Source organism: Pallidibacillus pasinlerensis (genome assembly GCF_009996845.1).
GTDB lineage: Bacteria > Bacillota > Bacilli > Bacillales > Caldibacillaceae > Pallidibacillus > Pallidibacillus pasinlerensis.
In genome coordinates this window covers 26278-39305 of sequence record NZ_JAACYS010000004.1, presented here as the reverse complement: position 1 = coordinate 39305, position 13028 = coordinate 26278, and the positions used below count along the sequence as shown (strand labels likewise).

Here is a 13028-nt window from a genome sequence, read left to right as displayed (position 1 = left end):
GCATGAAATATTTTTTCTCGTTCATAATAAAAATATCATGTTTGGAAGGAGTTTTTTTGTTATGAGCGATAATAAAAATAAACAAGAATTACCACAAAAGGACGAACAAAAATCAGCAAGTCCATTACTTGAAAAAATTCAGCAACTCGGTCAAACAAATACACCACAGATGACGAAAGATACTAATATTCATTGTTTAACTATTATTGGTCAAATTGAAGGACATATGCAATTACCTCCGCAAAATAAAACAACGAAATATGAACATGTTATCCCGCAAATCGTCGCAATTGAACAAAACCCAAATATTGAAGGACTACTCGTCGTATTAAATACAGTTGGTGGAGATGTTGAAGCAGGACTAGCCATTTCTGAAATGTTAGCATCACTATCCAAACCAACTGTATCCATTGTTCTTGGTGGAGGACATTCTATAGGTGTACCAATTGCCGTTAGTTGTGATTATAGTTTTATAGCAGAAACGGCAACAATGACAATTCACCCGATACGATTAACCGGCCTAGTAATTGGTGTTCCGCAAACCTTTGAATATATGGATAAAATGCAAGATCGTGTCATTTCCTTTGTTACAAAACATTCGAAAATTCCTGAAGAGACGTTCAAAGATTTAATGTTTGCTAAAGGAAATTTAACTAGAGATATCGGGACAAATGTTGTTGGAACAGATGCAGTTAAATATGGATTAATAGATGAAGTTGGTGGCATCGGTGAAGCAATGAAAAAATTAAATGAATTAATTGAATTGAAAAAGAAAAGTGAAGATGGGGGGAGGCTTGTGCAATGATTTTACATACAATCGTACCCGGAGAACTAATTTTTCAATCAGCTGAAGTTTCTGAAGAAACGAGTGAACAAATCTTTATGTACGCAGGAATTCCCGTTGCAGCTCAACCCCTAAACAATGAAGTATGGCAAGTAACAAAAATAATGAGCACGAATCCCAATCATTTTTTGCATTCTGATATTTACCCAGGTGCTACATTACGCATGTGGTAAAAAGATTTTACATGTTTTTATGTTAATTATTACTAAAAAAGTCTATTATGATATAATAACGAAAAGAGGCTGTCCAACAGGGTCTAGTTTAATCATGCGCTGTAGACAGCCTTATTCTTTTGATTAGAAAGTTTGGGTGATCCATATGGTAAAAAGAAAAAAAAGAAGAACGAAGAGCCAAGCAAAATTAAAACAAACGATAAAATTTGAAGCTGGTTCACTCATATTACTAGCTTTATCAATTATTGCAATTTTAAATTTAGGTTTAGTAGGAAGGGGCCTTGTCCACTTTTTCAGGTTTCTAGCTGGTGAATGGTATATTATTTTACCGTTAGGTTTAATTGTTTTAAGTGTGTTCTTAATTTGGAAACGGGAATGGCCAAAGTTTTCAAATCGACGGCTCGTAGGTATTTATACTATTTTTATCGCAATATTACTATTAACTCATATTGCATTGTTTAATCCATTAGTAAATCAAGGCGTGTTACAAAGTCCAAGTGTAATAAAAAACACTTGGGAATTGTTTTGGGATGACTTATTAAGTCAAAGCTCAACCGTCGATTTAGGTGGCGGAATGATTGGTGCTATTTCTTTTGCACTACTGTTTGTGTTGTTTGATTTTACCGGTGCAAAAATGTTTGCTTATGTAGCCATTATAGTTGGCTTACTTCTTCTTACAGGAAAATCCTTTAGTGAATTTTTACATAAGACGATTGATAAGACAAAATCATTTTTAATTAAAACAACGAGTGAAATTAAAGGTGACGTACAAAAATGGAAAGAGAAACGTGAAGAACGTTTAGTAGAAGAGGAAAAGAAAAAAGAAGAAACTCCGATTGAAACAGAACAGTTCGATACAGACAGTTACGATGAAGACGTAATTGATGAGCCAATTATTTCTAACTTTGCTGAGAGAACGAAGCGAGAAGTGGAAGTTGAAGAAATTGAGCCAATTATTGAGGAGGAGAAGGAAGCTGATGATGGAGATACAGAACCGATGCCGATGAATTTTTCAGAGGTGGAAAATGTTGATTATCAGCTACCTCCTATTTCTCTATTAAAATTGCCAAGACAAACAGACCAAAGTGGGGAGTATGAATTAGTTCATGCGAATGCTGCAAAATTAGAGCGGACATTCCAAAGTTTCGGTGTAAAAGCCCGTGTGACCCAAGTTCATATCGGTCCAGCAGTAACAAAATATGAAGTCCACCCTGACGTAGGCGTTAAGGTAAGTAAAATCGTTAGTTTACAAGATGATATAGCCTTAGCTTTAGCTGCCAAAGATATTCGTATGGAAGCGCCAATTCCAGGAAAATCTGCGATTGGAATTGAAGTACCAAATTCGGAAATTGCTGTTGTTACTTTGCGAGAAGTACTAGAGGGAAGTTTCGATCGACTTGATAAAAAACTCTTGATTGGTTTAGGGCGGGATATTACTGGTGATGCTGTATTAGCGGAATTAAATAAAATGCCCCATTTATTAATTGCTGGAGCAACCGGGTCAGGGAAAAGTGTTTGTGTTAACGGTATTATTACGAGCATATTAATGCGTACAAAACCGCATGAAGTAAAAATGATGATGATTGATCCGAAAATGGTTGAACTTAATGTATACAATGGTGTGCCGCATTTATTAGCTCCAGTTGTAACAAATCCAAAAAAAGCCTCACAGGCATTGAAAAAAGTTGTTAGTGAGATGGAGCGTCGCTATGAATTGTTCTCGGAGTCAGGAACTAGAAATATTGAAGGTTATAACGAATATGTTCGTAAATACAATGCTGCAACAGGAGAAAAACATCCGTTGTTACCGTTTATCGTTGTTATTGTTGATGAATTAGCCGACCTAATGATGGTTGCACCTTCTGATGTAGAAGATGCTATTACGAGACTTGCGCAAATGGCTCGTGCAGCTGGTATTCATTTAATTATTGCAACACAAAGACCATCTGTCGACGTTATTACAGGGGTAATTAAAGCGAATATTCCTTCGCGAATTGCTTTTGCCGTTAGTTCACAAACAGATTCAAGAACAATACTTGATATGGGTGGAGCGGAAAAATTACTCGGTCGTGGTGATATGCTCTTCCTTCCTGCTGGTAGATCGAAACCAGTTCGAATACAAGGTGCTTTTTTATCCGATGAAGAAGTTGAGGAAATCGTTAAATTTGTGACGGAACAACAACAAGCACAATATCAAGAAGAAATGATTCCTGATGATACATCGGACGCGGTGGATGAAGTTGATGATGAATTATATGAAGACGCGGTACAATTAGTTGCTGAATTACAAACGGCCTCAGTATCTATGTTACAACGGAGATTTCGAATCGGTTATACTCGAGCAGCCCGACTCATTGATGAGATGGAAAAACGGGGAATCGTCGGTCCGTATGAAGGTAGTAAACCGCGACAAGTATTGATTCCGAAGCCAGATGATGAAGAATTAAAAAGCATATAAACTAGTATAAACTTTTTTGAAATAACAAAATTTCTACCAATACAATATTCAGAAATAATGATAATTTTGGGATAATATATTATTGTGAAATTAAATAGAATAATTTTACTTATCGATTTTTAAATTAGTGTAAAAACAAATTGCTAACCAAATGTATACAGCTGGTGCTGATATCATCTTCCACGCTGCTGGTGGTTCAGGTAATGGTGTATTTGCTGAAGCAAAAGAAAGAAAAGAACAAAATCCTGAAGCTAACATTTGGGTTATTGGTGTAGATAGTGACCAATACGAAGAAGGTCAAGTTGGTGACCATAACGTTACATTAACATCTGCAATGAAACGTGTAGACGTTGCTGTACAAGATATTATTATAAAATCAAAAGAAGGTAACTTCCCAGGTGGAGAATTATCAACATATGGTCTTGCAGAAGATGGTGTTAGTTTAGCAACAACTGGTGACAATATGTCTCAAGAAACTTTAGATGCCGTTAAAGATTATGAAGATAAAATTCGTAACGGTGAAATTACACCACCTGGAAACAAAACTGAATTAGAACAGTTTTTAAACCAATAATTATTAATTAAAATCAAAAAAAGGGGATACGGCAAATGCTGTATCCTCAATCTTTACAAAGTGGCACATAAAAAAGTAAATTTATTTAAGTTTATTTTTTTATGTGTGTCTTTTCGCACATTATTTTTTATACTTTATTTTCAGATTATTCTGGAAAAAATTTTGTTTGCAATTTTTGACAAATAACGTTCTTTTTTAACAAAAAAGTATCTATTTTTTGTTTTTTTTGGTAAAGTTTTTATGGGTAATTTTTTCGCACCATAAAATTTATAATTATAAGAATAATATCTAACCATACATATTGAGGATTAGAGTGGGGGGTACCGATGTGGAATATGTAATAGAGATGTTGAATATTACGAAAGTATTCGGCAATTTCGTTGCGAATGACAATATCACTTTGCAATTGAAAAAAGGGGAGATTCATGCACTACTAGGTGAAAATGGTGCTGGGAAATCAACCTTAATGAACGTTTTATTTGGACTTTATCAACCTGACGGGGGAGAAATTAGAGTAAAAGGAAAACGAGTTGAAATTTCAGACCCTAACGTTGCCAATGACTTAGGTATTGGGATGGTCCACCAACACTTCATGCTTGTGGATACATTTAGTGTGACAGAAAATATTATTTTAGGTAAAGAACCAACAAAAGGCGGAAGAATCAATATTAAAGAAGCTGCTGAAGAGATTAAGCAGTTGTCGAATTTGTATGGTTTAGATGTTGATCCGTATGCAATGGTCGAAGATATATCTGTTGGTATGCAACAACGTGTTGAAATTTTAAAAACTTTATATCGTGGTGCAGATATTTTAATTTTTGACGAACCTACGGCTGCATTGACACCTCAAGAAATTTCTGAATTGATTGAAATTATGAAACGATTAGTTCAAGAGGGTAAATCAATTATTTTAATTACCCATAAATTAAAAGAAATTATGGAAGTTGCCGATCGCGTAACAGTAATTCGTCGTGGTAAAGGAATCAAAACGTTAAATGTTTCTGATACAAATCCGACAGAATTAGCTAGTTTAATGGTCGGTCGTGATGTTGTTTTTACTACAGAAAAAACACCAGCAAATCCAAAGGAACCTGTACTATCGATAAATGATTTAGTTGTTAAAGATTATCGTGGTACTGAAAAAGTAAACAAGCTTAATCTTGAAGTTCGTCGTGGTGAAATCTTAGGTATTGCCGGTGTTGACGGAAATGGTCAAACAGAACTAATTGAGGCGATTACAGGACTTCGTAGATCAGAAAGTGGCACAATTAAATTAAATGGAAAAGATATTACAAATATGAGACCACGTAAAGTGACAGAATCAGGTGTCGGTCATATACCACAAGACCGCCATCGCCATGGACTTGTTCTTAATTTTACGGTTGGTGAAAACGTCGCGTTACAAACGTACTATAAAAAACCATTCTCAAATATGGGCGTACTGAACCATAAAGAAATTTATTCGAAAGCACGTGAATTAATAGAACAATATGATATTCGTACGCAAAGCGAGTATACTCCTGCTCGTGCTCTTTCCGGTGGTAACCAACAAAAAATTATTATCGGACGAGAAATTGAAAGAGATCCTGACTTACTAATTGCAGCTCAACCGACTCGCGGACTTGATGTTGGTGCGATTGAATTTATTCATAAGCGCTTAATTGAACAAAGAGATAACGGTAAAGCAGTATTGCTCGTTTCCTTTGAGTTGGATGAAGTTATGGATGTTAGTGACCGAATTGCGGTAATTTTCGAAGGTCAAATCATTGATATCGTTGATCCTAAGGAAACAACAGAAGAAGAACTTGGACTTCTAATGGCAGGTCAAAAAATTAATAAGAAAAACAATGAAGTGGACGGAGATAAAAATTCTCCATCTATGAAAGAAGGTGAATAAATTGAATAAAAAGCGTTTGATTTCGTTATTAATTCCAGTTTTAGCGATTGTGCTCGGCTTAATTGTTGGTGCCATAATTATGATGGTAAGTGGATATGATCCAGTCGTTGGATATACACAATTATGGGAAGGGATTTTTGGTGATCCTTACGTAATGGGTGAAACCGTCCGACAAATTACACCTTACATATTGGCAGGTTTAGCGGTTGCCTTTGCGTTTAAAACAGGTTTATTTAATATCGGGGTTGAAGGACAATTAATAGTTGGTTGGTTCGCTGCCGTTTGGGTCGGTCTTTCATTTGATATGCCAGCAGTTCTTCATATCCCGTTTGCAATTCTTGTTGCGGGACTAGCCGGTGCTTTATGGGCATTTATTCCTGGTATTTTAAAAGCTCGCCTAGGGGTTAACGAAGTTGTTGTTACGATTATGTTAAACTATGTAGCATTGCACGTAACAAACGCATTAATTCGTGGAATTGCTGGTAAGGATACAACGGATCGGATTGCTGAAACTGCATCATTACGTATTCCTTTCTTTGAAGAAATTACGATGTATTCTCGAATGCACGGGGGAATTTTTATTGCAATTTTAGCTGTAATTATTATTTATTTCATTTTACAAAAAACAAAACTTGGTTATGAGTTAAAAGCGGTTGGTTTTAACCAGGATGCATCTAAATATGCAGGAATGAACGTACCACGTAATATTGTTATTTCAATGGTAATCTCCGGCTTTTTAGCTGGTCTTGCTGGAGCGATGGAAGGACTTGGTACATTTGAATATGTAGCTACGAAAACAAGTACTACAGGAATCGGGTTTGAAGGTATTGCTGTTGCCGTACTAGGAGCTAACCATCCAATTGGGGTTGTCTTCGGTGCAATTCTTTTTGGTGCGTTAAAATACGGTTCATTGAATATGCCAAACCCACCTGCGCAAATACCATCCGAAATGATTACTATTATTATTGCGATTATTATTTTCTTCGTTGCAAGTGCCTATTTATTCCAATGGCTGTACGAAAAGTTTTCCAAAAAGAAAGGAGTGAAGTAATATGGAGGAACTAGGACTGATTGGTATTATAGCCTTCGTATTTTATACTTCCTTATCCTATGCTGCTCCGCTCATTTTTACGGGCTTAGGTGCAGTATTTTCGGAACGTTCTGGTGTAACGAATATCGGTTTAGAGGGAATTATGCAAATAGGAGCATTTACAGGTATCATTACAAACTTAATGTTAGCTGATACATTTAAAGGAATGACTCCTTGGGTAGCTATTATTATAGCAATGGTTATTGGAAGTATTTTCTCATTATTACTTGCAGTATCTTCTGTAACTTTCCGGTCAGATCAAATTATTGCCGGAACAGCTTTAAATATGTTAGCTGCTGGTGCAACTGTCTTTTTAGTTAAAAAAATATTTGATGGAAAAGGTCAAACACCTTATATCCAAGAGACAATTACTCGTTTTGATATACCTGTACTAGAAGATATTCCAGTACTTGGACCGTTATTCTTTCAAAATGTTTATATTACGTCCTATTTAGCAGTACTTGCTGCAATCTTAGGCTGGTTTGTATTATTTAAAACACCGTTTGGTTTACGTATCCGTTCTGTTGGTGAACATCCGACTGCAGCAGATACAATGGGTATCAAAGTAAATCGGATGCGTTATATCGGTGTTATGATTTCTGGAGCATTAGGTGGTATCGGTGGTGCTATCTTCTCCCAAACAATCACATTGGACTATAGTGCAGCTACTATTAGTGGACAAGGCTTCATGGCGATTGCTGCGATGATTTTTGGAAAATGGAATCCATTAGGTATGATGGGAGCTGCAATTTTCTTCGGTTTTGCTCAAAGCTTAAGTGTAGTTGGAACTAGCATCCCATTTGTTCAAGACATTCCAACTGTTTATCTATACATTTTACCTTATGTATTAACAATTTTAGCGATTGCTGGTTTCATTGGTAAATCAGTAGCCCCTAAAGCATTAAACCAACCTTATATTAAAGGTCAAAGATAAGACTAAATAAAATAATCTGATTTCTCATTAGCAATGAAAACGAAGTTGTTAACGAGGGATCAGATTTTTTTATGGATAGAACTCACCAAAACTTGAAATGTTGAAACTAACAAATGTATAGTGAAAATAGACATAGTTTTAAAAAGCCCTTTCATAATTATGTCAATGATTTCGAATAAACGGGTATACAATGAATACGAAGTAGATAGATTATACATAACTAAATTAAAGCACCTAATTCTAACTCGTTATTCAATTTTTTATATTTTTGAACGCTATTTTAATAATGGTGACAGGAGGAAAATAATGGAGAAAATTGTCGTAAATGGTGGTCTGAAATTACATTTATTAAAAACTGAAAAATATAAAACAAATACAATTGTTTTTAAAATGAAAACACCATTAACTAAAGAAGATGCAACGATTCGTGCCTTATTACCCCACGTATTACAAAGTGGAACGACTACATATCCGAGTGTGATGGAATTACGTACATACTTAGAAGAGTTGTATGGGGCTGTTTTATATGTTGATCTCCAAAAAAAGGGAGAATATCATGTTATTTCTATAACGATGGAACTAGCGAATGAAAAATTTTTAAAAAGTGATGAACAATTATTAAAAAAGGGCATTTCACTTTTAGCTGAGATATTATTAAATCCAAAGACGGTAAATAACGATAGCTTTGACGAACAAATTGTTGAAAAAGAAAAACGTACATTAAAACAGCGGATTCAAGCTGTTTTCGATGATAAAATGCGTTATGCAAACCTACGGTTAGTCCAAGAAATGTGTAAAAACGAACCTTATTCTGTTCCTGTCAACGGCTATCTCGAAGACGTTGATCAAATTAATGCTAAAAACTTATTTAACTACTATAAAAAATCTTTAGCAGAAGATGAACTTGACTTATTTATTGTCGGTGATTTTGACGAAAATGAAGTAGTTTCCCTTGTTAACGATAAGTTACAATTTGCTGAACGTAAACCGAAAAATATTTCAAAAACTTCTGAACGCAAAATAGAAAAAGAGAATGTAGTTATCGAAAAGCAAGATTTGGCACAAGGAAAATTAAATATTGGCTTACGTACCAATGTTAGTTATGGTGATGATGATTATTTTGCATTACAAGTATTTAATGGACTTTTCGGTGGTTTCCCTCATTCAAAATTATTCGTAAATGTTAGGGAAAAAGCTAGTTTAGCTTATTATGCAGCTAGTCGCCTTGAAAGTCATAAAGGGTTAATGATGGTTATGACTGGTATCGAAACAAAAAATTTTGAAAAAGCATTAACTATTATTAAAAAACAATTACAAGCAATGAAAAACGGAGAGTTTACCGACGCAGAATTAGTTCAAACGAAAGCAATGATTCAAAACCAAATGATGGAAACTTTAGATACGTCCCGTGGTTATATTGAAGTAATGTATCATAATGTGATTAGTCAAGCAAAAGTGACAGAAGAATTATGGAAAGAAAAAATTAATGATGTAAAAAAAGAGGACGTCCTTAAAGTTGGTGAAAAAGTTCAACTCGATACGGTTTACTTTTTGTCAGGAATGGAGGCGTGAGAATGGAGAAAATTGAATTTAAACAACTGGGCGAAGAATTATATTATGAAAAACTTGATAATGGTCTTGATGTATATTGTCTACCGAAAAAGGGATTTAATAAAACTTTTATAACTTTTACAACAAAATACGGTTCTGTCGATAATCATTTTGTCCCATTAGGTAGTAATGAATATAAAATAGTACCGGATGGAATTGCCCATTTTCTTGAACATAAAATGTTTGAAAAAGAAGACGGTGATGTGTTTCAACAATTTACGAAACAAGGTGCCTCTGCTAATGCGTTTACTTCATTCACACGTACGGCTTATTTATTTTCGTCAACTTTAAATGTATATGAAAATTTAAAAACGTTAATTGATATGGTTCAACAACCGTACTTCACTGAACAAACAGTCGAAAAAGAAAAGGGAATCATCGGTCAAGAAATTCAAATGTATAATGATAATCCGGATTGGCGTTTGTATTTCGGCACAATTGAAAATATGTACCATAACCATCCTGTAAAAATTGATATTGCGGGAACTATTGAATCGATTGCCGATATAACGAGTGACTTATTATATGAATGTTACAATACTTTTTACCATCCAAGTAATATGTTGTTATTTGTCGTTGGACCAGTAGATCCGAAAGAAATGATTGATACAATTCGTGTTGACCAAGCTGCTCGACCTTTTACCGATCAGCCAGAAATACGTCGCTATTTCGATGATGAACCTGAGACCGTAGCGGAAAAAGAAAAAGTATTGAAAATGAATGTTCAAACACCGAAATGTATGGTTGGTCTAAAAGGTAATTTCGTTAATCAAAAGGGCGATAAAATGCTCAAAACCGAATTATCTGCACAACTTCTACTTGATTTACTATTTAGTCGTAGTTCAGAAAATTATCGGGATTTATACGATGAAGGATTAATTGATGATTCATTCTCCTATGATTATACTCAAGAAGAAAGCTTTGGTTTTGTGTTAGTTGGTGGTGATACAACTGAGCCAGATAAATTAGAAAGTAAGATTAAGGAAATATTATTAAAGGCAAAAACACATGATAATCTATCAGAGTCAGCACTTACAAGAATTAAAAAGCATAAAATTGGTACTTTTTTACGAGCATTAAACTCACCAGAATTTATTGCAAATCAATTCACACGTTACGCTTTTAATGAAATGGATCTATTCCGAGTAGTACCGATATTAGAAGAAATTACGTTTGACGATGTAAAAAAAGTGGCAACTACATTAATTGCCGAAGAACGTTTAACGGTATGTAAAGTATTGCCGAAAAATTGAAATTTCGTTATTCTAGAGGCAGTCACTTAAGACGGCCTCTTTCTATTTACTAAAGCTTAATTCTGAAATTTTGAATTTTAAATTTAAAAGTATTTTATAATAGAATTATGCTTGAAAATATTTTAAAATCTTATGGGGGAGTTATATTGCAAAAGTCTTTTGTTTTAATTACTGGTGCAAGTGGTGGGATCGGCCGAGCAATTGCTAAAAAACTTGCAGAAAAAGGTCAATCCCTATATTTACATTACAATAAAAATAATAAATCAATTGAAGAGTTGATGGATGAATTACAAAACATCAATCCAAAAGGAGAGTTTATCCCAATCCAAGCAGATGTGCGATCGGAAGAAGGTTGTAAGCATCTAACACAACAAATTTATCAATTACACGGTATCGTGCATAATTGTGGTATTGCTGTCAGTAAAGTATTAACAACAATGCTACCTGAAGAAATTCACGATTTAATTTCTGTTCATTTAACTGCACCAATATTTATTACTAAAAATCTATTACCAAAAATGATTCATCAAAAAAGCGGATCTATTTGTTTCGTATCCTCGATTTGGGGATTAACAGGGGCTTCTTGTGAAACGGTGTATTCTGCTGTAAAAGGCGGGCAAATCAGTTTTGCAAAGGCGTTAAGTAAAGAAGTTGCCCCAAGTGGAATTCGGGTTAACTGTGTTGCTCCAGGAGCGATTCAAACAGATATGCTTAACAATTTAGATGAAGAGGAATTAGAAATTGTAATAGATGAAATTCCTCTTTCTAGACTCGGTAAAGCTGAAGAAGTAGCAGATGCAGTAGAATATTTATTATCTGACAAAGCTTCTTATATCACTGGCCAAGTGATTAGTGTAAATGGTGGATGGTATGTTTAATTGCTAAAAAATCTTTACATAAACTAAAAATCTTTACATAAACTATTTTTTCCAAAAGTATAATTTTTCTCCTCCTAAGCAAAATAGTATTGAACACTTAAAAGGAGGTTCAATACGAATGGGAGTTTTAAATAACTGGGAACAATGGAAAGATTTTTTAGGTGACAAGTTACATCAAGCACAAAAAGCAGGATTGGATCAGGAAGTCATTAATAATCTAGCCCAGGAAGTCGGCGATTATTTAGCAAGTAATGTTGATCCGAAAAATGAACAACAACGGGTCCTTTCTGATTTATGGTCAGTCGCAAACGAAGAAGAGCAACAGGCGATTGCAAATGTGATGGTTAAACTTGTACAAAATAACGGTTCTAAATAGAGAGGGAAACCTCTCTTTTTCATTGATTAGATTCTGAATTATTGCTATTCTATGATATTTTTATTACAAATACTAGAAAATGATTGTTAAATCTTTCCTAACCACCAAAAATCATTTATTATTTAATATAGTGATAATGTGTAAAGAATTGGGTGACGATGGTGGGAAAGAAGTTAGTATGGTATTTAGAATATGAAATTAATATAAATAGACCCGGGCTTCTTGGGGATATCTCCTCCTTATTAGGTATGCTATCAATTAATATTATTACAATCAATGGGGTAGATCGTGGGAGAAGAGGGCTGTTAATTTTATCGAGCAAGGAAAGAATTCAGCGTCTTGAACCAATTTTAAGGACGATGGAAACAATTCGACTCATAAAATTGCGAGAACCGACTTTGCGAGATCGGTTAGCAGTACGCCATGGTCGCTATATTCAAAGAGATGAAGAAGATAAACGGACTTTTCGATTTGTTCGTGATGAAATTGGTTTATTAGTTGATTTTATGAGTGAAATATTTAAAGAAGAAGGACATAAATTAATCGGAATTCGAGGAATGCCGCGGGTCGGTAAGACAGAATCTTTAGTTGCCGCCAGTGTATCAGCAAATAAAAGGTGGATTTTTATCTCTTCAACATTGTTAAAACAAACGATTCGCGATAAACTAATTGAGGGCGAATATGATACTGAGTCTGTTTTTTTAATAGACGGAGCTGTTTCGTTAAAAAGAGGAAATGAGAGACATTGGAGTCTCATTCGTGAGATTATGCAATTACCAGCAATAAAAGTTGTTGAACATCCGGATTTATTCGTGCAAAAAGGCGAATACTCATTAAGAGATTTTGATTATATAATTGAATTACGAAATAATCAGGATGAAGAAATTACATATGAAATGGTAAACAAACAAAACACATTTTTTGGATTTGATTTTTAATA

Annotated in this window: 12 protein-coding genes; all 12 read left to right on the top strand. The window is 34.5% G+C overall.

Annotated features, from left to right (window positions below; all coding sequences use genetic code 11):
• The first annotated feature begins 61 nt into the window (after nucleotides 1-61).
• The 12 genes from GW534_RS01630 (at nucleotide 62) to GW534_RS01575 (ending at nucleotide 13026) form a co-directional block, all read left to right on the top strand.
• The gene (locus tag GW534_RS01630) at nucleotides 62-805 is read left to right on the top strand and encodes a ClpP family protease (RefSeq protein ID WP_161919308.1); all 744 of its coding nucleotides are present in this window, start codon (nucleotides 62-64) and stop codon (nucleotides 803-805) included.
• Nucleotides 802-1017 (top strand): YlzJ-like family protein, encoded by a 216-nt coding sequence (locus tag GW534_RS01625; protein ID WP_161919307.1) that lies wholly within the window; start codon nucleotides 802-804, stop codon nucleotides 1015-1017. Before GW534_RS01630 ends, GW534_RS01625 begins: the two co-directional genes overlap by 4 nt.
• Before the next feature lie 145 nt (nucleotides 1018-1162).
• Nucleotides 1163-3475: an FtsK/SpoIIIE family DNA translocase gene (locus GW534_RS01620; protein ID WP_161919306.1), complete on the top strand. Its 2313-nt coding sequence runs from the start codon at nucleotides 1163-1165 to the stop codon at nucleotides 3473-3475.
• Nucleotides 3476-3626: 151 nt separating this feature from the next.
• Nucleotides 3627-4049 carry a BMP family lipoprotein gene (locus GW534_RS01615; RefSeq protein ID WP_161919305.1) on the top strand — a complete coding sequence of 141 codons (423 nt, stop codon included), beginning with the start codon at nucleotides 3627-3629 and terminating at the stop codon, nucleotides 4047-4049.
• A 328-nt stretch (nucleotides 4050-4377) separates the two neighbouring features.
• Complete coding sequence (locus GW534_RS01610) at nucleotides 4378-5946, top strand: ABC transporter ATP-binding protein (RefSeq protein WP_161919304.1); 1569 nt, start codon at nucleotides 4378-4380, stop codon at nucleotides 5944-5946.
• A 1-nt stretch (nucleotide 5947) separates the two neighbouring features.
• Entirely contained in the window at nucleotides 5948-6997 is a 1050-nt protein-coding gene (locus GW534_RS01605; RefSeq protein ID WP_246203845.1) for an ABC transporter permease, read from the top strand.
• A 1-nt stretch (nucleotide 6998) separates the two neighbouring features.
• Nucleotides 6999-7970, top strand: coding sequence for an ABC transporter permease (locus GW534_RS01600; RefSeq protein ID WP_161919303.1), 972 nt, complete (start codon nucleotides 6999-7001; stop codon nucleotides 7968-7970).
• A 306-nt stretch (nucleotides 7971-8276) separates the two neighbouring features.
• Nucleotides 8277-9542: an EF-P 5-aminopentanol modification-associated protein YfmF gene (gene yfmF, locus GW534_RS01595; RefSeq protein WP_161919302.1), complete on the top strand. Its 1266-nt coding sequence runs from the start codon at nucleotides 8277-8279 to the stop codon at nucleotides 9540-9542.
• Between the two features lie 2 nt (nucleotides 9543-9544).
• Entirely contained in the window at nucleotides 9545-10834 is a 1290-nt protein-coding gene (gene yfmH, locus GW534_RS01590; protein WP_161919301.1) for an EF-P 5-aminopentanol modification-associated protein YfmH, read from the top strand.
• 146 nt (nucleotides 10835-10980) lie between these two features.
• Nucleotides 10981-11712 carry an elongation factor P 5-aminopentanone reductase gene (gene ymfI, locus GW534_RS01585; protein WP_246203843.1) on the top strand — a complete coding sequence of 244 codons (732 nt, stop codon included), beginning with the start codon at nucleotides 10981-10983 and terminating at the stop codon, nucleotides 11710-11712.
• A gap of 118 nt (nucleotides 11713-11830) precedes the next feature.
• Entirely contained in the window at nucleotides 11831-12088 is a 258-nt protein-coding gene (locus GW534_RS01580) for a DUF3243 domain-containing protein (RefSeq protein WP_161919299.1), read from the top strand.
• A 161-nt stretch (nucleotides 12089-12249) separates the two neighbouring features.
• Nucleotides 12250-13026, top strand: a complete 777-nt coding sequence (locus GW534_RS01575) for a DUF3388 domain-containing protein (RefSeq protein WP_407670429.1) — start codon at nucleotides 12250-12252, stop codon at nucleotides 13024-13026.
• Nucleotides 13027-13028 lie beyond the last annotated feature (2 nt).